The organism is Neobacillus kokaensis, assembly GCF_014656545.1.
GTDB lineage: Bacteria > Bacillota > Bacilli > Bacillales > Cytobacillaceae > Neobacillus > Neobacillus kokaensis.
In genome coordinates this window covers 1-22,161 of record NZ_BNDS01000035.1, presented here as the reverse complement: position 1 = coordinate 22,161, position 22,161 = coordinate 1, and the positions used below count along the sequence as shown (strand labels likewise).

At 40.3% G+C, this 22,161-nt stretch carries 22 protein-coding genes; 3 read left to right on the top strand and 19 right to left on the bottom strand.

Translation table 11 applies throughout. The features are described 5' to 3' along the window. Nucleotides 1-108: 108 nt before the first annotated feature. The 11 genes from IE222_RS23485 to IE222_RS23435 all read right to left on the bottom strand — a co-directional run bounded on the left by IE222_RS23485 (nucleotide 109) and on the right by IE222_RS23435 (nucleotide 11,170). Nucleotides 109-1,098 carry an ornithine cyclodeaminase family protein gene (locus IE222_RS23485; RefSeq protein WP_191276822.1) on the bottom strand — a complete coding sequence of 330 codons (990 nt, stop codon included), beginning with the start codon at nucleotides 1,096-1,098 and terminating at the stop codon, nucleotides 109-111. Between the two features lie 234 nt (nucleotides 1,099-1,332). After that, nucleotides 1,333-2,127 carry an energy-coupling factor ABC transporter ATP-binding protein gene (locus tag IE222_RS23480; RefSeq protein WP_191276821.1) on the bottom strand — a complete coding sequence of 265 codons (795 nt, stop codon included), beginning with the start codon at nucleotides 2,125-2,127 and terminating at the stop codon, nucleotides 1,333-1,335. Beyond that, nucleotides 2,124-2,969 carry an energy-coupling factor ABC transporter ATP-binding protein gene (locus tag IE222_RS23475; RefSeq protein WP_191276820.1) on the bottom strand — a complete coding sequence of 282 codons (846 nt, stop codon included), beginning with the start codon at nucleotides 2,967-2,969 and terminating at the stop codon, nucleotides 2,124-2,126. The genes IE222_RS23480 and IE222_RS23475 overlap by 4 nt, the downstream gene beginning before the upstream one ends. Continuing rightward, nucleotides 2,966-3,733, bottom strand: a complete 768-nt coding sequence (locus IE222_RS23470) for an energy-coupling factor transporter transmembrane component T family protein (protein ID WP_191276819.1) — start codon at nucleotides 3,731-3,733, stop codon at nucleotides 2,966-2,968. The genes IE222_RS23475 and IE222_RS23470 overlap by 4 nt, the downstream gene beginning before the upstream one ends. Nucleotides 3,734-4,105: 372 nt before the next feature. Beyond that, complete coding sequence (locus IE222_RS23465; RefSeq protein ID WP_191276818.1) at nucleotides 4,106-4,708, bottom strand: ECF transporter S component; 603 nt, start codon at nucleotides 4,706-4,708, stop codon at nucleotides 4,106-4,108. 410 nt (nucleotides 4,709-5,118) lie between these two features. Continuing rightward, nucleotides 5,119-6,429 (bottom strand): DUF4179 domain-containing protein, encoded by a 1,311-nt coding sequence (locus IE222_RS23460; protein WP_191276817.1) that lies wholly within the window; start codon nucleotides 6,427-6,429, stop codon nucleotides 5,119-5,121. Continuing rightward, entirely contained in the window at nucleotides 6,422-6,946 is a 525-nt protein-coding gene (locus IE222_RS23455; protein WP_191276816.1) for a sigma-70 family RNA polymerase sigma factor, read from the bottom strand. Before IE222_RS23455 ends, IE222_RS23460 begins: the two co-directional genes overlap by 8 nt. Before the next feature lie 380 nt (nucleotides 6,947-7,326). Next, the gene (locus IE222_RS23450; protein WP_191276815.1) at nucleotides 7,327-8,046 is read right to left on the bottom strand and encodes a LutC/YkgG family protein; all 720 of its coding nucleotides are present in this window, start codon (nucleotides 8,044-8,046) and stop codon (nucleotides 7,327-7,329) included. Then, a complete protein-coding gene (locus IE222_RS23445) occupies nucleotides 8,043-9,476 on the bottom strand; it encodes a LutB/LldF family L-lactate oxidation iron-sulfur protein (protein ID WP_191276814.1) in 1,434 nt (477 codons plus the stop codon). The genes IE222_RS23450 and IE222_RS23445 overlap by 4 nt, the downstream gene beginning before the upstream one ends. Before the next feature lie 36 nt (nucleotides 9,477-9,512). Further along, nucleotides 9,513-10,229, bottom strand: coding sequence for a (Fe-S)-binding protein (locus tag IE222_RS23440; protein ID WP_191276813.1), 717 nt, complete (start codon nucleotides 10,227-10,229; stop codon nucleotides 9,513-9,515). A 206-nt stretch (nucleotides 10,230-10,435) separates the two neighbouring features. Next, the gene (locus tag IE222_RS23435; RefSeq protein ID WP_191276812.1) at nucleotides 10,436-11,170 is read right to left on the bottom strand and encodes a FadR/GntR family transcriptional regulator; all 735 of its coding nucleotides are present in this window, start codon (nucleotides 11,168-11,170) and stop codon (nucleotides 10,436-10,438) included. Nucleotides 11,171-11,453: 283 nt separating this feature from the next. On the opposite strand from IE222_RS23435, the gene IE222_RS23430 reads away from it, so the two are divergent. Together IE222_RS23430 and IE222_RS23425 are read left to right on the top strand one after the other, a co-directional pair. Further along, complete coding sequence (locus IE222_RS23430) at nucleotides 11,454-13,157, top strand: L-lactate permease (protein ID WP_191276811.1); 1,704 nt, start codon at nucleotides 11,454-11,456, stop codon at nucleotides 13,155-13,157. Between the two features lie 128 nt (nucleotides 13,158-13,285). After that, nucleotides 13,286-14,443 (top strand): pyridoxal-phosphate-dependent aminotransferase family protein, encoded by a 1,158-nt coding sequence (locus tag IE222_RS23425; protein WP_191276810.1) that lies wholly within the window; start codon nucleotides 13,286-13,288, stop codon nucleotides 14,441-14,443. A gap of 309 nt (nucleotides 14,444-14,752) precedes the next feature. Here IE222_RS23425 and bioB read toward each other — a convergent pair whose 3' ends face one another. The 4 genes from bioB to lepB all read right to left on the bottom strand — a co-directional run bounded on the left by bioB (nucleotide 14,753) and on the right by lepB (nucleotide 18,467). Continuing rightward, a complete protein-coding gene (gene bioB, locus IE222_RS23420; protein ID WP_191276809.1) occupies nucleotides 14,753-15,766 on the bottom strand; it encodes a biotin synthase BioB in 1,014 nt (337 codons plus the stop codon). Nucleotides 15,767-16,107: 341 nt separating this feature from the next. Continuing rightward, nucleotides 16,108-16,581 (bottom strand): DinB family protein, encoded by a 474-nt coding sequence (locus IE222_RS23415; protein WP_191276808.1) that lies wholly within the window; start codon nucleotides 16,579-16,581, stop codon nucleotides 16,108-16,110. A 166-nt stretch (nucleotides 16,582-16,747) separates the two neighbouring features. Beyond that, nucleotides 16,748-17,812 carry an undecaprenyldiphospho-muramoylpentapeptide beta-N-acetylglucosaminyltransferase gene (gene murG, locus IE222_RS23410; RefSeq protein WP_191276807.1) on the bottom strand — a complete coding sequence of 355 codons (1,065 nt, stop codon included), beginning with the start codon at nucleotides 17,810-17,812 and terminating at the stop codon, nucleotides 16,748-16,750. Between the two features lie 133 nt (nucleotides 17,813-17,945). Further along, complete coding sequence (gene lepB, locus IE222_RS23405; RefSeq protein ID WP_191276806.1) at nucleotides 17,946-18,467, bottom strand: signal peptidase I; 522 nt, start codon at nucleotides 18,465-18,467, stop codon at nucleotides 17,946-17,948. A 168-nt stretch (nucleotides 18,468-18,635) separates the two neighbouring features. Here lepB and IE222_RS23400 point away from each other — a divergent pair, with 168 nt between their 5' ends. Beyond that, the gene (locus tag IE222_RS23400) at nucleotides 18,636-18,815 is read left to right on the top strand and encodes a hypothetical protein (RefSeq protein ID WP_191276805.1); all 180 of its coding nucleotides are present in this window, start codon (nucleotides 18,636-18,638) and stop codon (nucleotides 18,813-18,815) included. Between the two features lie 161 nt (nucleotides 18,816-18,976). On the opposite strand, the gene IE222_RS23395 is transcribed toward IE222_RS23400, so the two are convergent. From IE222_RS23395 to IE222_RS23380, 4 genes are all read right to left on the bottom strand, one after another. Further along, nucleotides 18,977-19,381, bottom strand: coding sequence for a hypothetical protein (locus IE222_RS23395; protein ID WP_191276804.1), 405 nt, complete (start codon nucleotides 19,379-19,381; stop codon nucleotides 18,977-18,979). Nucleotides 19,382-19,500: 119 nt separating this feature from the next. Then, a complete protein-coding gene (locus IE222_RS23390; RefSeq protein ID WP_191276803.1) occupies nucleotides 19,501-19,911 on the bottom strand; it encodes a vWA domain-containing protein in 411 nt (136 codons plus the stop codon). 190 nt (nucleotides 19,912-20,101) lie between these two features. Beyond that, the gene (locus IE222_RS23385) at nucleotides 20,102-21,442 is read right to left on the bottom strand and encodes a DUF4179 domain-containing protein (protein ID WP_191276802.1); all 1,341 of its coding nucleotides are present in this window, start codon (nucleotides 21,440-21,442) and stop codon (nucleotides 20,102-20,104) included. Continuing rightward, the gene (locus IE222_RS23380) at nucleotides 21,420-21,959 is read right to left on the bottom strand and encodes a sigma-70 family RNA polymerase sigma factor (RefSeq protein ID WP_191276801.1); all 540 of its coding nucleotides are present in this window, start codon (nucleotides 21,957-21,959) and stop codon (nucleotides 21,420-21,422) included. Before IE222_RS23380 ends, IE222_RS23385 begins: the two co-directional genes overlap by 23 nt. Nucleotides 21,960-22,161: the final 202 nt, after the last annotated feature.

Genomic DNA, 22,161 nt, shown 5'->3' with positions numbered 1-22,161 from the left:
GCCGACATTTCTCTTAGCAAAAGCATCAAAAGTGTTTCCAATGACTGATCTATTTACTTCTTTGTCTCAAACCTAATTAACGGCATGCATTCGTTTCTCTTGTTTTCGCTAAATTTCCACCTGTGTTCCGACCCCGGCCTGGATTGCCTTTTCATATACTGAAGCTGCTACGGCGATATCAAAGTAGGCAATGCCAACGGATTTGAAGAAGGTGATCTCTTCATCGTTTTCCCTGCTGGTAATCTGCCCTCCTGCGAGTTCACCAATTTCTCCATGCAGCCGCGAAAAATTCCATACCCCTTCATTAGCAGGAATAATGAAGTCTCCAGCTTCATCTTTAACTCCTTCAATGGTATCTGCGACAATCTTTGAACATTTATGCAGTGTCTTTTCATCGACTTCTTGCATATGAGGCAAATAGGAGCCGACACCGTTAATATGCGTCCCCGGCCGAAGTACCTTACCAGAGAAAACCGGTGTTTCCGAACGCGTACTGCAAATGACAATATCTGCTTTAGAAACAGCTTCATCCACATCATCCATTACAATGATATCGCCATCAAAACCCGGTGCAAGCTTATTAATTTTCTTAGCGAAAACCTGTGCTTTTTCCTTCGTTCGGTTGAACAACATGATTGTTTTAATATCACGTACTTCTAATACTGCCTGCAGCTGCTCATCCCCCATCGCCCCGGTGCCAATCACCACGACAGAGGAGGCATTTTCCTTGGCCAGATACTTCGTCGCAATACCGCTCACGGCCCCGGTCCTTAATCTGGTTAAATAAGAAGCATTCAAACATCCCAAATGCTCGCCATTGTTAGTATCACTTAATAAAATCACACCTTGTGTTGTCCGTTTGCCGATGGAAGGGTTATTTGGAAAGATGGTCACTACTTTAACGGCAGATTTTCCGACCGATTCGATGGCGGATGGCATGTACAATGCGGATGCCTTTTTATCGGGGAATTCAATTACCGTCCGGTGAGGGTTTGAAATTCCCCCTTCTATGTAATCAATTAAAGCCGCTTCCAAGTCCTGAATTGCATCTTTCATCGTGTAAAGGGAGCGAATTTGTGGTTCTGATAGAACAAGCATGGTTAAACCTTCTTCCTAAAATATTTCCGTAACTTTCCTACCATTTTACCAGAGTACAGCTTTAAAGGATAAAAAAGGATTTAATTAAATTGTAAACTAATAAGATTTTTAATGTGACAGATTCAGCGATAAATATTTTATAGTTTTTAGGTGTGCTTAAATTTGATTAAAGGATCTGACTCCATCTTGCATTCAATATTTTAAAAAGGCCTGAATTAGCAAAATCCAAGCCTTTTATTTTGCACATTCCTGCAAAAATTCCTCTACGGTTAAAATTGTTTTCTTTAATCCCAGTTTTTCCGCCAGCTGAGTGATTCCAGGGGGTTCGACATTTGCCTCATTAAGGACTTCTTTTTGAGAAAAAACTTCCCTTGTGCTGCCATCAAGTAAGACCTTCCCTTTATTGATCACGATTGTCCGTTCAAAATTTTCAGCGACAAAATCCATATCATGAATAATCGTCATGACGAGTTTGTTTTTCTTCTTCAATTCCTGAATGATCTTGCGGATGATTTCCTTGCCGGCATCATCCTGGGCGATTGTCGGTTCATCGAAAATCACAACGTCCGTTTCCATCGCAACTACCGATGCGATACAAAGCAGCTTCTTTTCCGACAAACTTAAATCATGTGGATTCATCTCTAATTTATCACCTAGACCGACCGTTTCTAACGCGCTTACCGCCAGCTTTTCTGCTGTATACTTCCCCATTTTAATATTCAATAGTCCGAACATGGCCTCGTCCAAAACGGTTCGTTTAAAAATTTGATCGTTAGGATTTTGAAAAACCAAGCCAATCTTTCGTGCTAGTTCAGCCGCGGTTTTCATTTTTACATCATAATCACCGATCAAGATTTCCCCTTGTGACGCTCTTAATAAACCTTTTAACAGCTTCACAAAGGTTGTTTTGCCAGCCCCGTTTTGACCGATGATGGCGGTGGTACGGTGATCAAACTCCAAATTGATGTCAGCAAGAACTGACTGGGCTTTTTCTGAATAAGAAAATGATAGATTAGAAACTTTGATCATTTAATCGTCCCCCTTAGTGCCAATTCCGCATCCTCTAATGTTACAGGATAGACATCACACCTTTGTTTTTTCACACCCAACGCCTTGCACACTCTTGTGTACACCGGAGCGGTCACGCCATAGTCTTTCAAGTCATCTCGTGAGAATATTTTTTCAGGAGTATCGAAATCGACTAGCTTCCCATCGTACAGCAGCAACACCCGGCTGCAATACTGAGCAATTTTTTCTATTTTTTGCTCCGCCATTACAACTGTTATTCCCTGTCGGCTTAAATCTTGAATGGAATGGAATACTTCCTCAGAACCTGCCGGGTCAAGCTGGGAGGTCGGCTCATCTAACACAAGAATATCCGGCTTCATCGCAATGATGCTGGCAATCGCCATCCGCTGCATTTGCCCGCCAGATAGATCAAATGGACTATGGTCCTTTACATGTTCAATTTTCATCAGCTTTAGCACTTCATCAATCCGCTGCCGCATTTCTTCCCGCGGCAGTCCGATATTTTCCAGTCCAAAGGCAATTTCTTCGTACACCGTCATTTTCGAACCCGTCACCTGCGTGAACGGATTTTGAAACACCATCCCCACCTTTAATGAAATGTCGGCGATTGTATGGCTTCTCACTTCTAGCCCGTCCACCAGCACTTTTCCACCATAAGCACCTTTATAAAAATGCGGGACAAGACCGACAAGTGCCTGACACAATGTCGACTTGCCTGAAGAATTTTTTCCAATAATGCCGATAAATTCGCCCTCTTCTACTTCAAAGGAAATGTCTTTTAGAGCGAGTTCTTCAGTCATTGGATATTTATATTTAAGACCTTCGACTACTATCTTTTTCATAAAAAAACCCTCCACGCCACAGCAAATATGGTTAGCACAAGCAAAGCGGCCTGAATTGCTTTGCTATAGGGAAAAGTTTTTTCTTCATATAAATAGGTTTTCAAATTACGGGAATTGAAGCCCCGCACTTCAAGCGCCATTGCCCGTTCCTTCGTGTTAATAAGCGACCCCAGCACGACAGGACCAAGCAGCGGGATGAAGGCTTTGATTCTAGTAAGCAGTTTCCCCTCTGTCTCCATCCCTCTCGATCGCTGCGCATCCATAATCGTACTCATCGTGGACATCATTTCCTGGATAATTTGAAAAACAGATACAATGACATAGCCAATTCTAGGAGACATGCCTTTTCGCACAAGAGATTCAACAAGGGTCGACGGTTTGGTTGTCAGTACAAGAATCATAAAGGCACTGACGATATTGGTAACACGGAGTGCAATCGTTAAGGCAAACAACAGCCCTTCCTTATGCATCGCAAACGGCCCAAGATGAAACAGAACCGTTTCATTGCCAGGTCTAAACAGGCCCTGGATAATCACGACGGTTATTAGGACTAGAAAAACAAAGCTATAGACTGGCAGTGTTTTGCGCATCACCTTTGCTGCCAGTAATAGCAAAATACTGATGCCTACGCATATGGCAGAAATCGTGAATGATGGTAAAATAATCGGAATGATGATAGCAAATAGAATATAGTAAAGTTTCGTGATCGGATCGATATCGTGGACAAACGATTTCCGATCCACAAATAGACTAATTGATTTCAAAAAGGTCACCGGCTTTCATTTTCAAAGGCTCTTGTTGCTTCTTAACTATTTAATGGGGACTGGTTGGCGCTTTTCTTTAGCTAAGTGTTCTCAAGAACGCTGTATGAGGACTGGAGACGGGTTTGCCTCCGACTCTCCGTTCTCATGAATGCTTTATGAGGACAAGGGCGACGCTATTCTTTAGCTGAGTGTCCTCATGAATGTATTATGAGAACTCGAGACGGGTTTTTCTTCCGCTCTCCGTTCTCATGAATGCTTTATGAGGACACTGGCAGCACTTTTCCTAGACTCCAAGTTCTCAAGACACTTTATTGGGGCAAGAACAGCCCTGTTATTTAACCATCTGTCCCCATAAATATTGTTTCAAGCTTCTTAATCCAAAGTCTCGACTTTGTCATTGTTGTTGTACAGTTGGAGGACATTGCGCGGTAATCCTTGGAAAATCCCGTAGCTGACTAGTACTACCAATAATTTGTCCGGCACATCGACAACGATTTCGTCAAGCAAGGATGCAAGCCATGTAGATTCAGTGTTTGCTAGCACAACTGCAAACAACGCATCGCCCCAGACATTCCCTGTCTGTCCGCCCCAAAAACCGATATTCAGCGGCGTTGAAATCACTGTTGCAACAAGGCCGATTATAATTCCGGCGCCCACTGCTTTACCCCAGCTGGAAATATACCCTTTATAAAAAAGAATTCCAGCGGCTACCCCGATCGCCACACTGGTTATGGCGTAAACGAAAGAAATCGGATCAGTAAAACCATAAATAATGTTATTAATGGCACCCGCCAGCGCCCCGACAATTGGACCCCCAAGCATAGCCGCCAGTACTGTGCCAATGGAATCCAGCCACAATGGCAGTTTCAAAAGACCAGCAACAAATTTGCCGATATAGTTAATACCAACCGCAACAGGAATCAAAACAAGCGATGCCGTTGAAAAACGCAATGACCACATGCTTTGTTTTTTCATTCATATAAACCCCCTTTTTTATCTGTCTTATTCACTACTAGTATAGGTCGTGTCATGACACAAGACAACACAAATGTTATTCTAGTAAGAATTACTGATTGAACCATAAGTAGCGGCATTTGAATGGAACGGACCTCTACCCTTTGAAGCAGAATTGTAGATATCCTTTGAAAAAGGTTAGATAACGACACATTTTGTGTAGATATAATTTAGAAAAGTGTAGAGAGTGATAATTAATATAGATATATTCTTGCAGGCGAGTTTAAGACTCTCCTCGATTGAGCAGGTAGTTCCTTTTACATAAATTTAATTGACTCCTTTGTAATTTTTATGTTTGTTTGGAGAGTATTATTTATGTCCTAGCATAAAAAAGGTGCCTGACACCAATATGGTATCATGCACCTTTTTACTTATTTTACCTTTATTTTTTCATTGCCCTTGATCCAGGTAGGGTAGGCGCTTAGTTCTAAGGAGATTGGATTGGTTAGATTTTTTGGATTAGGAATGCTGACTCCGAGTTTGGTGATTCCTTTGTCATTTCCTTCGGTGAAGCCATAATTAGATGATATTTCCTTTCCATTCCCATCATTTATTCTTGTAAAGAGAAATGCGTTGAATTCTTTTTTTGTCTGAAGCTCGAAGATTAGCTGGTTTCCTTCTACTCGTAAATTACGTAGTAAATTTCCTTTTGGCTGTTTTAGGATTTGCCGCTTTACTGTATCCACTACAACAAAGGCTTCATCCTTATCAACCGCTTGGATTTTATTAAAGACCAAATACAATTCTTTTGGTTCCCGGAAGTAGTTACTTTGCAGGTAAATAACTGCCTCATCAGGTGATATCAAATTTGCAATAATCCCGTTATTAATTTTGTTCCATGTTTCTCCATTTTCATCTACAAGCCTTAAGTCAGCAAAACTTAGAATTCTCTTGCTATTGTTCGGATCCATTTTGACATGGATCGCTGCACGTAATGGATATATGTCGGCATTTAAAAATGTTATTTTTTGCCCTTCCATTGTAATTGTTTGGTTGATATCAAATGACTTTTTAAGCTGTATATCTTTTTTAAGTTCAAAGTTTACAGTGAATTCTTCCTTTACTTTCTCCCCTTTTACCCAAACCTTCAGCTGTAGTTTTTTTGCTTGAAGAGGTGATTGAAAGTAAAATTCAAACATATCACTATGTACGGTTGCTCCTTTTTCTGAATTTAGCGGGCTTCCCATTGAAATGCCACCAAGCTCAATACTTTTCCCCTCTAAACTTTCCAGGCGAACCTTCTCCGTCTTTAACAATTTTTGCTTATCCTTGGATGTTATCGTGTAAAACAGCACCAGCTGGCTTTCATCCGCAATTACCCCATCAATGGTAAACTTTAATCCACTTTTTTCTTGAGACACACCGATTTTTTCATAGTAATCATTTTCAATCGCCAGCATTCTTCCTTTATCCGTTCGGATAAGGTTTACTATTTTTTCCATACCAGGAATAACAGAAATATAGTCAGCAAAAGCAGGTGAAATACGGATCGAAGTGAAAAATCCAACTAGAAAAATGGCCGCAGCTGCTACCGAGATAACCCATTTTTTTCCTCGGAATTGCCGTTTCTCCTCCGTTTTTGCCTTTTGGAATCCGGTAAAAATCGCTTCGTCCAATGAATCTAGCGGAACCTGTATATTATCGTATAAAGTTTTTAATTGCTTCTCTTCCTTTTCATACATGCATATCACCGCCATTTCCCTCTAATTTTTCCTTAAGGGCCTTTAACGCTTTGTTCAGCCACGTTTTGACCGTCCCCTCCGGACATTGCAATGTTTCAGCAATTTCCTTGATTTTCAAATCATGAAAATATTTTAAGGTGAGGATTTCACGTGACCGGTCATCTAACCCTTTCATGGCATCCTTCAATTCCATTTCGGTATGGGATTCCGCAGTCCCCTGCAGGGTCAGAATTTCGTCATTCAATACGACCCGCTTCTGCTTTTTCAAATGGTCATTGCAGTAGTTGATCATAATGCGGAGCAGCCATGTTTTAAAATAAGCAGGCTCTTTCACCGATTTTCTATTTTTATAAGCCCGGTACGTTACCTCCTGGATGGCCTCAAGTGCCTCTTCCTCGTTTCGTAAAAAAGAAAGCGCGGTCTTATATAAATCTATCTTGTAGAGCTGGACCAGCTGTAAAAAAGCTGAATCGTCCCCCTTAATTGCCTTTTTGACTAATATTTCATCCCCGGCCACGTGCCTGCCCCCTTCGCCAACCTTGTTGTCTTACATATTAGACTATTTAATGAAGAAAAAGTTTTTATTTGGTAAAGTTTTTTTAGTTTTAAGTGGGCAGGTAGGTTTATTGATTTGTTGGCTACTGGCGGTGATATTCTCCTATTTGCTCGGTCGTGTAAAGCCCTGCTATTCTACCCACCACTACTTTTTTTCTGCTCCTCGGTCGCGTAGAGCTCCTCTATGCTACCCGCTACTCATTTTTTCCCTCTCCACGGTCGCGTAGAGCCCTTCTTTGCTACCCAATACTCGTTTTTTCCTGCTCAAAGTCGCGTAGAGTTTCCCAAGACAAAAAAGGAGCCGCCCCCACCTCGGGAACGGCTCCTCCGCTATCGGAAAAATCACAAATCATTAATCACAATATAAGTTGCTTTGATCGGGCCATGTACGCCGACAACAAGGTTTAGTTCAATATCGGCAGAGTTACTTGGACCGGTGATGAAGTTGATGCAAGAGGCCACATGTCCCGTCTTTTGGTGGATTTCCCGCATTTTCACTGCTGCCTGGGTCATTCTTGGAACAAGGGTGCTTTTTGGAATCAACATAATCGATGCTGCTGGTAAAAAGCTGACTGTTCTTCCCTTATTTTTGTCGCTGAACAGGACAACCGTTCCGGATTCAGCGAGGGTAATTTCACTGATGGTAATACCTACATTCGCCTTCTCTGCCTGACGTACATTCTCTTCTCCTAGGGTATAATCCCATTCAAATACATCAATATTTTCAGAAGGCCACTTTTCCTTCATTAAAGAATCGAGCCCCCACTTGGAGAAGCGCTCGTCCTTCCATGTCACCACTGAACCGCCGCCATACTCAGCAACCACATCATTCACAACTCCCGACAGCTCAGCCAAATCTGTTGTAAAAATCTTCGTATGAATTTTTTTACAATGCTCCTTCAAAATCTCCAGCAGCTCATCCTGCGACGCATCCTTATAGATTTCATATTGCGGCTGGTATTTCCAGGTTGGCCGTTCAATCGGGGCAGAAATTCGCGGCCTGTTCAGCTGGCTTGCAATTTGATTTAAAAATTTATCTCGATTATGGATGGTGCCAATCATGAGTTTTTGTCTCCTTTGTCGCGATTTTTAAACCAATCTCTGAATCTCTCTTTATTCGGAGCCGGGAATTCCCGAATTTCCGTCCATGCTTTTAACGGTCCCGGCCCTTTAGAGATTTTATCCCCCGACGTAAATGGGTTCAGCGCTGCCGGTGCGATCTTAGAACCAAGTTTGTAAAGCGCTGGAGATGATGCGCCAAGCCCAAAGGCCTTCATTAATAATTTTTCGGAAACAGGTGCTCTTCCTTCTTTTTCTACAATGACTTCGCGGTGTTTATGTAGCAGGTTATGCAGCGGGATTTTCACCGGGCATACTTCCGTACAGGCACCACAAAGGGTAGATGCGTAAGGAAGCTCCTTGTAATCATCATAGCCGCCCAATAATGGAGTAAGAACCGCCCCGATCGGCCCTGGATAAATCGAACCGTAAGAGTGACCGCCAATATGGCGATAAACCGGACATACGTTAATACAGGCAGCACAGCGAATACATTGCAATACTGACTGGAATTCTCCGCCAAGAATATTGGATCTGCCATTGTCCACGATTACCAGGTGAAATTCTTCTGGCCCGTCGACATCCAATTCCTCTCGTGGTCCGGTCAATACGGTAATATAGCTGGTCAGCTTTTGCCCAACAGCATTTCTCGTCAACATGCTGACTAGAACTTCCATCTCTTCGAAGGTTGGAACAAGCCGTTCCATACCCATAACGGTAATTTGTGTTTTGGGCAGTGCCGTTACTAAATCGGCATTCCCTTCATTCGTGACTAAGCAGAAAGAACCGGTTTCCGCCACTGCAAAGTTACAGCCAGTGATCCCAACATCCGCTTCTAAAAACTTTTCTCTTAGTGTGACACGCGCCTGGTAGCAAAGTTCTTCCGGGTTAGATGATTTCGTATATCCTAATTTCTTTTCAAATACGTCGCGAATTTGCTCTCTATTTTTATGCAGTGCCGGTGCAACGATATGGGAAGGCGGATCATGGTCATCAAGCTGGAGTATGTATTCCCCCAGGTCCGTTTCGACAACATCACAGCCTTCTTCCTCGAGCATTGCGTTCAAGCTGATTTCTTCCGTCACCATCGATTTGGATTTAACAATTTTTTTAGCGTTTTTCTTCTGGACAACGCTTCTGATATATTCGTTTGCCTCTTCCTTCGTCTGTGCAAAAAAGACATTCCCGCCTCGCTTGGCGACATTTTCACTCAGCTGCTCCAGATAATAATCCAAGTATTCCAGAACATGCTGCCGGATTTCTTCGCCATGATTGCGCCAGTCTTCCCAGTTGCCTAATTCTTCAGTTGTTGCGGCTCTTCGCTTCTGGCTCATTCCGTCCTGTGCCGAGGCTACTGCACCGCGCATGAAATCATCATGTATGCCATTTTCCACACGTTCCTTAAACTGTTCCGTGCCAATTTTCATTGCCATAGGAAATTCCCCTCACTTTTTTAAAAATAAAAGCATTTAACGGCTGTTCAATACTTCCGCAATATGCAGCACTTTAACCGGCTTTCCTAGTCTATCCATCCGGCCGCCGATATTCATTAAGCAAGCCGCGTCCGCACCAACAAGATACTGTGCGCCTGTTTCTTCTACGTGGCGTACTTTTTCATCGACCATCTGTTCTGAAATTTGCGCCATTTTAACAGAGAAGGTACCGCCAAAGCCGCAGCATTGTTCTTTACCAGGGAGTTCGGTAAACTTTAAACCTTTTACATTTTTCAACAGAATCATTGGTGGTTCTTTGACCGCTAGTAATCTTGTCATATGGCAGGATGTGTGATAAGTGACATTCCCCTCAAACCTGGCACCCACATCTTCTATTTTTAAAACTTCAACGATAAATTGTGTCAATTCATATGTTTTTGCTGCTAATGCTTTTGCTTTAGGCTCCCAAACGGGATCGCCTTCAAAGATATGAGGATACTCATGGAACATAAAAGCACAGGAACCTGATGGAGAAACAACGTATTCAGCATTGCTGAACGTTTCAATCATACGCTTCATCGCTTCTTTCGATTCCTTCACATAACCGCTGTTATACGCAGGCTGGCCGCAGCAAACTTGCGATTCCGGAAATTCCACTTCGCATCCAAGCTTTTCAAGCAGTTCAACTGTCGCCTTGCCTACATTGCCCTGGAACATATCAACGATACAAGTCGCAAATAGAGTAACCTTCATTTTTTCTCTTCCCCTCAAAAAAATTCTTTGCCCATAATTTATCTAGTTAACCGGTCATCTGATGACCTAATATATTAATATTTTATATCTTACACCAAAAGTATCAAGTTTAGAAAGGGCTTTCAGCAAAAAAAGACTCTTTTTAATGCTTAAAAGATAAACCAAAAGGGCTCTCATGCCTATGAGACCCCTTTTGGAGCAGGAGATTACTCTCCGTTATACTTCGTTGTATGGTGGAAATACTTCCCTAGAATCGAATCGACATTTTCGAGGTGAATCAGCAGATTATTTCTTGCGGCTTCTTCATCCTGTGCTTTGATTGCCTCATAAATCGCCAAATGCTCCTTATATAGCTGTTCGATAGTGGTTTCTTTCGAAAACAGCCACACCTTACGCGTTTCCCGCATTGTTTCCACCATCAGTTCTGACACATGGTTCATTAAATTTAGCAATAATTGGTTTTGTGCAGCTTCGGCGAGGGCCATGTGAAACTGTAAATCAGCTGTTTCCCCAAGCTCTCCGTCTCCCTTTGCTTCAAGCATCGCCTCTAGGGCGGCCTCCATCATGGATAAATGCTGTTCGGTCCTTTTTTTCGCCGCTGCCGCAGCAGTACCGCTTTCAACGATTTTCCGTACCTCTACTAATTCAGAAATATCATTCTTGTTCATTAAAATGGCGGTGGATAGCGGGAAGGTAATTTGATCTTTTTCGAATTCCTTTACGTACGTTCCTTCCCCCTGCTTCATTTCAACGAGTCCCATTGCCCGCAGAGAGGTTAATGCCTCGCGAATGGCAGAACGGCCAACCTGAAAATTTTCCGCCAGCTGCTGGACAGAATCTAGTTTATCTCCCGGTTTTAGATGACCTGACCGAATCATTTCATAAATGGCCTCGGCAACTTCTTCATATATTTTTTTCGGTTTAATTTTTTTATAATTCATACCAGTGCCCCTTTAAACAATTCATCAACATTTGACACACACTTTCATTATACCTATTTTCAAAAGAATTGTATCTACTTCAATTTTTTATAAAAGGTGAAAAAATTATGAAATTTATCATTGTAATTTTTTTTAAATATTAATATAATTTTTCATATCACCTTGTTTAACATCTAGTCATCAGATGACCTTGTCATCATTTGTAAGCGATTCCCTTAAGGGAGATGGGAGTTTTTTAACAGATGTAATACAGTAACTAAGATATTTAAGGGGGATTATGTGAATGACATTTACTCAAAACTTTACGGCAGTTGGGAACAATCTTGCCCTTACCGCGATTGTTGCCCTTATACCCATTCTTTATTTCTTCTGGGCCTTAGCCATTAGAAGAATGAAAGGCTATATCGCTGGTCTGACAACACTTTTACTCGCTATTATTATTGCTATTATTGCTTATAAAGTTCCTGTGGGCATGGCCGTCATGTCTGCTTCTCAAGGAGCTGTTTATGGTGTTCTGCCAATTGGCTGGATCATTGTTGCCTCTGTATTTTTATACAAGCTGACCGTAAAATCAGGCCAATTCGATATCATTCGTCATTCTGTCTTATCTATCACAGAAGACCGTCGTTTGCAAGCATTATTGGTAGCCTTTTCATTTGGCGCGTTCCTTGAAGGGGCAGCTGGCTTTGGGGCACCTGTTGCGATTTCCGCTGCATTATTAGTTGGTTTAGGTTTCAATCCGCTTTATGCTGCAGGAATTTGTTTAATTGCCAACACAGCGCCGGTTGCATTTGGCGCCATCGGTACACCGGTTATTGCTATGGAAGGACCTACTGGTATTCCTGCTAAAGAAATTTCAAAAATGATCGGACGTCAGCTGCCATTTTTATCAGCGTTTATTCCATTTTACCTGGTTCTTATAATGGCAGGCTTTAAGAAAACAATGGAAGTCTTGCCAGCGATTCTAGTTTCGGGCCTGTCATTTGCTATTGCACAATATCTTTCCTCCAACTTTTTAGGTCCAGAGCTGCCAGATATTTTATCAGCACTTGTTTCCTTAGTAGCTTTAGCCATTTTCCTAAATTTCTGGAAGCCAAAGACCATTTTCCGTTTTTCTGCTGAGCAAGAGTTTGCCGCTACATCAGCTGTTACTATAGCTGGGGGAAAGACAAAAACAGAACATTATACCGGGGGACTAATTTTTAAAGCTTGGTCACCATTTATTTTGTTAACCGCTACTATTACACTTTGGGGAATTCCGACAATTAAGCTTGCATTAAGCGGGCATTATGAAGGGACGAATACTATCCTCAAAGCAGTTAATTCAATCGGCCATGCCTTTACATTTATGCCGGAAGTTCCTTTAATTTCTAACAAAGTGATTAGTAAAGCCGGGGCTGCTGCAGCACCTGCATTTTACAAATTAGAGCTTTTAGCTGCGGCAGGTACAGCGATTTTGATTGCCGCCATTATTACTAAGTTTATAGTAAAAATGTCATGGAAAACGTGGGTAGAAACCTTTGGGGAAACTTTAAATGAAGTGAAATACCCGTTAATTACCATTGCTTCCGTAGTTGGTTTTGCCTATGTCATTAACGTAGCCGGAATGAGTACAACGCTTGGATTAGCACTGGCAAAAACAGGGTCGGTTCTATTCCCATTCTTCTCGCCTTTCCTTGGCTGGCTGGGAGTATTTGTAACTGGATCCGACACATCCGCAAACGTGTTATTCGCTAACCTGCAAAAAGTAACAGCCGAGTCGATTGGTATGAATCCAATCCTTGCACTTGCGGCTAACTCATCCGGCGGGGTAACAGGTAAAATGATTTCTCCACAGTCTATCGCCGTTGCTTGTGCAGCAGTCGGCCTTGTCGGTAAAGAATCTGAGCTGTTTCGCTTTACGATTAAGCATAGTATTTTCCTAGTTGTCATTATTGGAATCATCGTGTGGCTGCAAAATTCAGTCCTAAGCTTTATGATTCCTTAAAAATGTTTGAAAGGCTGTTTCCTTTTTGGAGCTAGCCTTTCTTCTTTTAGGGGATTTTCAGAAACAAGTTTCCCGTGATATAATTAGAAAATTAATAATATTTCATAAAGTTCATTGGAGGAAAACGTATGTACTCAAATATTTTACGACATCCTGGACCAACACCTATTCCGAAAAAAGTACAGCTGGCGATGAACCGGGATATGATGAGCCACCGCAGTAAAGAGTTTGTGCACCTTTATCGTGAAACAACCAATCGCGTAAAGCCGATTTTTGGAACAAAGCAGGAGATATTGCTAATCCCATCAGGCGGTACAGCGGCGTTAGAAGCTGCTGCAGTTAACTCGGTGACTGCCGGTGAAGAAGTAGTTGTTATTACCGTCGGCGCCTTTGGCAATTATTTCGTTTCCATTTGTGAAAAGTATGGCTTCCATGTACATAAGCTGGAAAAACCTTGGGGTGAAGCTTGTACTGCTGAAGAACTTGCTGAGTTTTTAAAGCCATTGTCTAATATAAAAGCAGTTTTTGCCACATATAACGAAACATCTACAGGAATTTTAAATCCAATCGAACAATTAGCGAAAGTGGTCCGTGCCCAAACAGATGCGCTGTTTATTGTAGATGGCGTCAGCTGCCTCGGCGGTGCTCCTGCGGAAATGGACAAATGGGGAGTGGATATTTTAGTAACAGGGTCACAAAAAGCAATGATGCTTCCTCCTGGACTTGCGCTTTTAAGTATTAGTGACCGGTCTTGGAAAGTGATTGAAGAGAATAAGGCACCTTCTTATTACTTAAATTTATTGAGCTATCGTGAGTGGGCAGAAAAAGGCATGACACCTAATACCCCAGCAGTTTCCTTAATTTATGGACTTTCTGCTGTATGTGATTTGATTGAGGAGGAAGGTGGATTTTCAGAAACAGTCGCACGCCATGAGTTAATGAAAAATATGGTTCGAGAATCCATGAAGGCCCTTTCGATTGGACTTCTGACTTTGGATGAATATGCTTCACCTACTATTACCGCTATCCTTACCCCAGAGGGATTAGACACAGGGGCATTCTTAGGGCATTTGAAAAAGAAATACCATCTAGATTTTGCCGGCGGTCTTGGTCACCTGCAAAGTAAAATGTTCCGATTTGGCCATATGGGTTATTGCTTCCCTAGTGATGTTCTTCAAGCCGTTTCTTTATTGGAAGCAGGATTGCAGGATTTCAATTACGAATTTAATGCTGGTGCCGGTGTGCTCGCCGCACAAAAGGTTTTCTTGGAAGCTCAAAAGAAATAAGGTAGATTTTATTACGAAATAAAAAAGGGCTAGTCCGTCGTAGGTTCAAAGTCGTGACAGCCCTTTTTATTATTCTTCATAACTTCAACACAACTAAAACGCAATATCTCCACATCTTTCACCTATTATAAGAATATCTTAATTAGGAAATAAGTTCGACGAGCTCATTTCTAAAGACTTCCCATAATTTTGATTGGTGTCAGGCACCAATCTATTTTTTTGCCCTTTTTTAGATGCGAAGGGACTGTCCTTCCACGGTGGACAAATGTCCACGAGTGGTGCCTGACACCAAACTGACATCCAACCTGTTTAATGAGTTTTTGCGAAGGTTTGAGATTCTACTTCGAACGGGTTGTCTTCGATTTCGAAGCCTAGGTCTTGAATCAACTGGTAGTCTGCATTTGCAGGTTGGCCGTCTGTTGTTAGGTAGTCACCGACAAATATGGAGTTGGCGATAAACAGACCTAAATTCTGCAGCGAGCGCAAGTTGAATTCCCTGCCCCCTGAAATGCGAATCTCTTTTGTTGGGTTAATAAATCGGAACAAAGCTAGGATTTTCAAGCAGCGAAGTGGGGTCAGATCATCCATGTTTTCCAATTTTGTTCCTTCAATGGGATGTAGGAAATTAACCGGGATGGAATCCGCATCAAGCTCTTTTAGTGCAAAAGCCATTTCCACGATATCATCATCTGTTTCACCCATTCCGCAAATGACACCCGAACATGGTGAAATACCTGCTTTTTTTACATTCTCAATCGTATTCACACGATCATCATAATCATGTGTCGTTGTAATATTTGCATGATGGTTGGCACTTGTATTGATATTGTGATTGAAGCGGTCAACGCCCGCCTCCTTAAGCCTTACAGCCTGGTCTTCATTCACAAGCCCCATACAAGCACAGATTTTGATATGCTCAACCTCGTTTTTAATCTCTTCCACTGCGGAAATGACAGTATCTACTTCATTATTGGTTGGCTTGCGTCCGCTCATAACGATACAATATGTACCAATCTTATTCTTTTTCGCCTCCTTGGCACCTTCTACAATAGTTTGTTTACTGATCAGTGTATAGCGGTCAATTTCTGTTTTAGCTTTAATAGATTGAGCGCAATATCCGCAGTCCTCCGGGCACAGCCCGCTCTTAGCATTTATAATTAGGTTCAACTTTACCTTTTTACCGTAATAATGCCTGCGAATATCATAGGCAGCATTAACAAGGGAAAGGATTTCTTCGTCCTTTGAAAACAAAATTTCCTTTGCTTCTTCTTTAGTCAACTCATAACCGTCAATTACATTTTTTGCTAGTCTGATCCAATCCACACCATCACCTCATTTTATATTAGTCAACTAAATTTAAAATAAGTTAACATATTAAATTATAAAACAAGTAATCTAAAAATCAAACTACTTTATTGTGAAAATTAACCAATATAGTGAATCCTACCTGCCAAGTCACTCATGGCACTCTTCACAACTTCCACATAACTCCCCCCTAAATTCTCCATAAGTTTTTAGTACTATAAAAGTAACTTAATTAAGAAATAAGTTCATCGAGCTCATTTCTTAAAACTTCCCATAATTGGATTGGTGACATCACCAGTCTATTTTTTTTGCCTTAAATGTAAAAAAGAGCTGCCTAAATAGCAGCTCTACAGCTTTTTTCAAGGAATCATCTCTTCTATAAGGGTATTAATTTGATTCATATGCCTTTTATCATGTTCGATAAGTTCTTTAAAATAGTCAGCTAAGGTCTCATTGCTGCTACCAATGTTCATATGGTTTTGAAATCTTTCATCAGGAATCGTATCAATTTGCGAAACAAGATGCTTACGGATCGCAATAAATTCATTAATAAGTTCCACCCTGGATCTACCTGACCGTGCGTACCTATATGCTTCTGCATTAATTGTTTCAACATCAACTTTTATAGGTGGATACTCTTCAGAACGAATAATAAAAGGGATACGATTTTCTAATAAAAACCTGTCCCAAGAAATGAAATGAGAAATGACATCCGCAATCCCCCAACTGCCTTCCTTAAAAGCAGCAAACCAGATTTCATCGGTTAAATTTTTGAGCGATTCACACCAATTTATTAAATTTAGCTTTTCTTCTATTATTTTAGATTTATTCACGAAATTTCTCCTTAAATTTACTGATTGAAAAGCCAGTAGGGAGCACGGTCCTCTCCTCATTTTAAACCTCTGAATAACAGTTTCATCTGGTTGCAACCACGTTTTTGTCTTTCAATTCTTTCTAAAAAGTTCTTCACCTGAACTATTCCTATAAAAAACCATTAGATCATTTGAAATTACTAATTTCGTTAACAAGAACTTGAAGTGCATCACCTTGATGTGAAGCTCTCATTTTCTTTCTGATTTCTTCGCTCTTCACCGAAAGCTTAGTTATATGGTTGACTAACGACTCACTATTCAAATTTTCTTCCTCAAGTGTGAGAGAATAACCTTTTTCCTTAAATGCCTTTGCGTTTAATATTTGGTCGCCTCTGCTCTGTTGCAGGCTTAACGGGATAATTAACATCGGAATTTTTAACGCTAAAAATTCAAATATAGCATTGGAGCCGCCTCGGGTTATCACAAACTCCGTAGCTGCCAAAATATCAGGCAATTCTTCATGAACATATTCAAATTGTTTATATCCAGCAATATTGTTCAGATTATCGTCCACATTGTTTTTACCGCATAAATGAACAATTTGGTAGTTTTCTGTCAGCTGTTTTAAAGATGTCCTAACAGCTTCATTTATTTTTTTTGCACCCAGGCTTCCGCCCATAATTGTCAAAATCGGCTTACCTCGGCTAAACCCAAGATATCTTCTTCCTTTTTCTGCTGAACCACTTAAAATTTCTTTCCGAATCGGAGAACCAATAGCTCTTACTTTATTTTTCGGGAAAAATTTTTCAGTTTCCTCAAAAGAGGTGAAAATTTTGTCGGCAAACCTTTGAGAAATTTTGTTTGCTAATCCCGGTGTCATATCACTTTCATGAATGAAAATGGGGATTCCTAATGATTTTGCAGCCACAATTACCGGAACAGACACAAACCCGCCTTTAGAAAAGACTAAATCAGGCTTAAGTTTTTTTAACAATTTCCTTGCTTCCAAACAGCCTTTAAGCACCCTAAAAACATCGATAAAATTCTCAAAATCTATATATCTTCGGAGTTTCCCGCTGCTAATTGCATGATAGGGAATACTGATTTTACTTATTAATTCTTTTTCAATTCCTTTTTTCGAACCGATATACTGGATATTCCAGTCATTCCTAGTTTCACTGATAATAGCCATATTGGGTGTGACATGACCTGCCGAACCCCCGCCTGTAAAAACAATAGTCTTTTTCGTCATACGACCTCCGAAATAAAAATATGTAGTATTCATTATATGAAAAATTGACTAAAGATACTACGAAGGGAGAGTTTCATTTGGTACGATTTGTTAGCAATTATTATGATTTCAACTAACTGATCCGAACTCCTTCTTACTTTATTAATCTGAAATCAGTAAACGGAAAGAACACAAATTCAGTTTTCCCTACGATGCTTTCTTCCTTTATATATCCAAGGTCGTTTCTGCTGTCCCCGCTGGTTAATCGATTATCACCCATGACAAAGTAGTGATTTTTCGGAACAATGATAGGACCGAAATCCTCTGTTAACCTGCTTCCTTGTTGCTGAGCCAACTTCAAATTATGCGAAAGATACGGTTCCTTAAAAACCTTGCCATTAATAAACAATTGATCATCTTTCACTTCAATCTTGTCCCCCGGAAACCCGATCACCCTTTTCACATAGTTTTCCTTTGTTCCTTTAATAATGACGATGTCCCCTCTCACCAAATCGACCGACCTGCTGACAAACATCTTTTCCTCATCATGAAGCGTTGGTTCCATCGAAGAACCCTCTACAATGTACGGAGCAAAAAGGAACGTCCTAACCACAAACGCGATTCCTAGTGCAATTAATATTGATTTCCCCCAGCTTGCTAATTCCTTTTTTGACATTCACACCAACTCCTTGTCCGGTTTCTTTTTGATGTATATTCCACAAAGGATAATCCAAATCCTTCCTTATTATGGTTTTTTGCTGATTTTGGTTTTTGAAAATAAAGGAAATTGAACTGGGAACAGCGAATAAATTAGTGTGTTATTCTTTTACAAAGAGGGATGTTAATGGAATTATTATTCGGAGTTTTTATCGTAGCTATTTTGGGAACCTTGTGGTTTTTAAATCTAACAGCATTGTTGGTGAAACTTAAAATGGATAAGAGTATTCAAAATCAAGTAATACTTGGCGCAGTGCTTACGTTTATTTTAATCTTTGCTTTTATGATGGTTTCATTTATAAGGTAAAAGGTGGAGCTGCTATGATTATGGTCCACAAACCGTTAGCTGTTTTTTAGCTCAGTCCTATTATACGATGGCTGCTGAAGCACTCATTTTTTACATAATTATGATTACATTTCTCGGTCGATTGAAAATAATTGTCCTCAAATCGACCGCCTTTTACCGATTTACTTTATTATTTTAATCGACTTTACTTTTTTAAGCTTTACCCAGCGAGTTTTCTTAATGCCCTTCAAAAATTCCTCTAGTTCATTATCGGAAACAGGTTCAGCACCGATTAAGATTTCAGAACTTAGGCCTGAAGCAAAAATACGATTGGCGAATACTTTTCCATTTTTCAATTCGACCGTGATAATTTTTCCATATGTCAAACTCTCCAATACAGGAAATTTATTGGTAAAGTATTGGTGATTATATTGGTTTATTTTACGGTCAATTAACCCGTTAACTAGTATAAATACGATGACAGAAATAATAAGACCCCACCAGCCTGCCGTCTTCATGAGACCAGTCCCTGCCAACATAAGCACGGGAAGAAGTCCGATTTTCAATATCCAATATACGAGTTTCATTTTAACCGCCCTTTCCCCAAAAATCTCTCTCTTTCTATTTTCCCCGAAAAAGGTGCTAATCTCAATTTTTAACCATTTAAAAAAGACTGTCCTACATTTATAGAACAGCCCGCCGCAGTTTATGCAACCTTAATCGCCTTTCCGAATGGAATTTTTGGCATAAAGGTGCCTGACACTAGCCAAAACATTTCAAAATCAACCTGCTCGATATCTTCAGGCATAAATCCGGTGACGTCGGTGATATAGAACAACGTGTCAATTTGTTCCTCTTTTGCCCATTCAAGTACCAATGTGTAAGAAGATTTGCCATGCGTATAATATTTGATGGTGTCACTTTTTATTGGAGCAATGCTTCTGATTTTAAAATCAGCTTGAACTAAGATTGTATCCGGTTTTACCGTTTCAAAAAGTTTCACGATATTATTGATTAGGATAGCTGGGGCTTCATTACTTGAGGTATCTACCGCTAAAGCTACTTTTTTGTCTTGACGTTCTTGGATCATCGAAAGAATTCGTTTATGCCATTTCAATACTATTTCCCCCTTTTATTATAGAAACCGATATTATTTTCGGTAAAAAAGCACCCGTTTATGTTTGGATAAAAGCGGGAATGCACACAAGGAATTATTATAATATAATTTCTTCGGCGCGGAAATACTTATCTTTAGGATGGGGATGAAAAGGATGAAAAAACCACAGCCCAAAAGGCTGCGGCAAAATTTATTCAAGATTAACTTTTATTGGCTCCATTTCATGCGGCATATTTATCGCCATCGAATTTAAATCTACCCGTAATACATATTTTTCTGGATCAAAATTTTTAAGTCCGCTAATGTCAAACGTACTTCGGAACCTTAATTGTTTTTTATCTAAGGTTTTTATCTTATGCTTTATTGGTTTCTCATAGATATTTTTACGAGAATCTTTCACCAAAGTTACACCAGTTCGAGCAAAGTCGTGGTAAAACATGTAGTACATTCCCATTTTATCCCCATTATTCACTTGAAAATCAACAGTAAATTTTTTATCGGCAAAAGAGATTTTATTAATAGTAACTGATTGATTCTGACGGGCTGCCTTAATAGTGGTTCGAGTCTTCTCATTTAAAGAGACAAACTGAAATGGTTCTGATAATGCCACTGCAGGATGAACTTCAATAAATTTTGTTTTGTCTTTTAATGCCAAAGGAATTATCGTTCTTCCTTTTACAATCATTTCACTCCCGGACTTTTTCTTTTCAAGCGTGGCATCTGATAACCATTGAATCATTTTCCCATGATCGTCGAAAAAATCAAACCTGATATCATCATGTCTTTCACCATTTGGAACTGTAACTGTATAGTTAATTGCAGTTGAAGCCTTGCCTATAAAAATCGAATCTAATTGTAATTTGGTGTCTTCATAGGTACTTACTTGATTTACTGGCTTCGTTTCAAAAGGGAGCTGCTTAATCGGAACATTGAATCTCCAAGAGCCCTCTTTTTCTCCGATACTTTTGAATTCAAGCGGGAAAGTAGTGTCAGCAGGAAGCTCTGTCTTCGGATAGCTTAATTGAATTTTGCCGGTAAAGCCTTTTTCGGTTGGTTCCATATAAACTATTTCTTTCGTTTCACCAAGATTTTCGTCACCGTTAAAAATTTCATAAAATCCCATGGCACGCCCATCTTCTGCCGTCTTGACCTTTCCTTTAACATCAAAAGTAACCCCGATCACCGCCCCATCATAATAGGCACTTGTAATGGCGACATCAATTCCTTTATAGCTTGCGGTTTCATTTAATTTTGTGATTAACTTTTGCGTTTCTAAGGTTTCGCCGACTAGATCCCTATAAAAGTAACCAACCACCGGCATGTCGGCCATGACTTTTGAAAAAGAAGGGAATATGAAGCTGGAAGAAATAAAAATGCTTGCTGCAGCAACGGCAGATATGGCAATAGCTCTATTTCTTCGATATTTGCTGCCGGAGTTTGCCCTTTTGATGCCTCCTCTAATAGCATTTCGTACCTCTTCTTTCGGTACATCAATTTCTTCAAATTGCTCATGAAATAGTTTCTTTTCCATTGTATTCATCGCCTCCTAACAGTTTTTTCAATTGACTCTTGCCCCGCGATAGATAGGTTTTTACGGTATTTACAGGGATATTCATAAGCTTAGCGACTTCAATTAGCGGCAAGTCTTGATAGTAAAAAAGAATAATGGCATTTCGATACTGTTCATTTAATCGGTTTATCGCCTCAATTAAGTCAAGCGCTTCATCACATTTTTCCCTTTTTCCCGGAATAAGCTCAATAATGTTCTCGGCCGCTGGGACCTCTTTTTTCCTCTTTTTGATCACATCATAGGCACAGTTGATAAGAATTTTTGTAAGCCATGTTAGAAAGTAGCGTTCATCACGCAATTGCCTTATTGCTAAAAAAGCTCTATACGCCATTTCCTGTAAGACATCCAAGGCATCTTGACGGTTGCCGACATAAAGATAGGCCGTACGATAGAGTCGGTCGCTATGTATTTCCAGCAGCTTTTCAAAAGCTTTTTCGTTTCCCTTTATTGCTTTTCTAATCAGTTTTAATTCATCCAATCGCCTGACCTCCTTTCACACATTAGAGAAAAGTCAGCGATAAAAAGTTTCAACTTTTTTAAAATATTGTACTACAAAAAATAGGGGGCTTTAGGAATTACATAGAATCTTTATTGGTCCCCTCTGCATGAATTGAATTTAGGCCTTTTTACCATGAGCACCTGATGGGCACCCTCGTCGCGCAGAATCAACACTTCATTTT

Coding starts and splice junctions, on each gene's coding strand:
- IE222_RS23445 (WP_191276814.1), bottom strand. CDS start 9,476: ATGGCAATGAAAATTGGCACGGAACAGTTTAAGGAACGTGTGGAAAAT.
- IE222_RS23485 (WP_191276822.1), bottom strand. CDS start 1,098: ATGCTTGTTCTATCAGAACCACAAATTCGCTCCCTTTACACGATGAAA.
- IE222_RS23475 (WP_191276820.1), bottom strand. CDS start 2,969: ATGAAAAAGATAGTAGTCGAAGGTCTTAAATATAAATATCCAATGACT.
- IE222_RS23435 (WP_191276812.1), bottom strand. CDS start 11,170: ATGAATTATAAAAAAATTAAACCGAAAAAAATATATGAAGAAGTTGCC.
- IE222_RS23440 (WP_191276813.1), bottom strand. CDS start 10,229: ATGAAGGTTACTCTATTTGCGACTTGTATCGTTGATATGTTCCAGGGC.
- lepB (WP_191276806.1), bottom strand. CDS start 18,467: ATGTCAAAAAAGGAATTAGCAAGCTGGGGGAAATCAATATTAATTGCA.
- murG (WP_191276807.1), bottom strand. CDS start 17,812: ATGACGAAAAAGACTATTGTTTTTACAGGCGGGGGTTCGGCAGGTCAT.
- IE222_RS23425 (WP_191276810.1), top strand. CDS start 13,286: ATGTACTCAAATATTTTACGACATCCTGGACCAACACCTATTCCGAAA.
- IE222_RS23395 (WP_191276804.1), bottom strand. CDS start 19,381: ATGAAACTCGTATATTGGATATTGAAAATCGGACTTCTTCCCGTGCTT.
- IE222_RS23460 (WP_191276817.1), bottom strand. CDS start 6,429: ATGTATGAAAAGGAAGAGAAGCAATTAAAAACTTTATACGATAATATA.
- IE222_RS23480 (WP_191276821.1), bottom strand. CDS start 2,127: ATGATCAAAGTTTCTAATCTATCATTTTCTTATTCAGAAAAAGCCCAG.
- IE222_RS23465 (WP_191276818.1), bottom strand. CDS start 4,708: ATGAAAAAACAAAGCATGTGGTCATTGCGTTTTTCAACGGCATCGCTT.
- IE222_RS23450 (WP_191276815.1), bottom strand. CDS start 8,046: ATGATTGGCACCATCCATAATCGAGATAAATTTTTAAATCAAATTGCA.
- IE222_RS23385 (WP_191276802.1), bottom strand. CDS start 21,442: ATGGAAAAGAAACTATTTCATGAGCAATTTGAAGAAATTGATGTACCG.
- IE222_RS23400 (WP_191276805.1), top strand. CDS start 18,636: ATGGAATTATTATTCGGAGTTTTTATCGTAGCTATTTTGGGAACCTTG.
- IE222_RS23430 (WP_191276811.1), top strand. CDS start 11,454: ATGACATTTACTCAAAACTTTACGGCAGTTGGGAACAATCTTGCCCTT.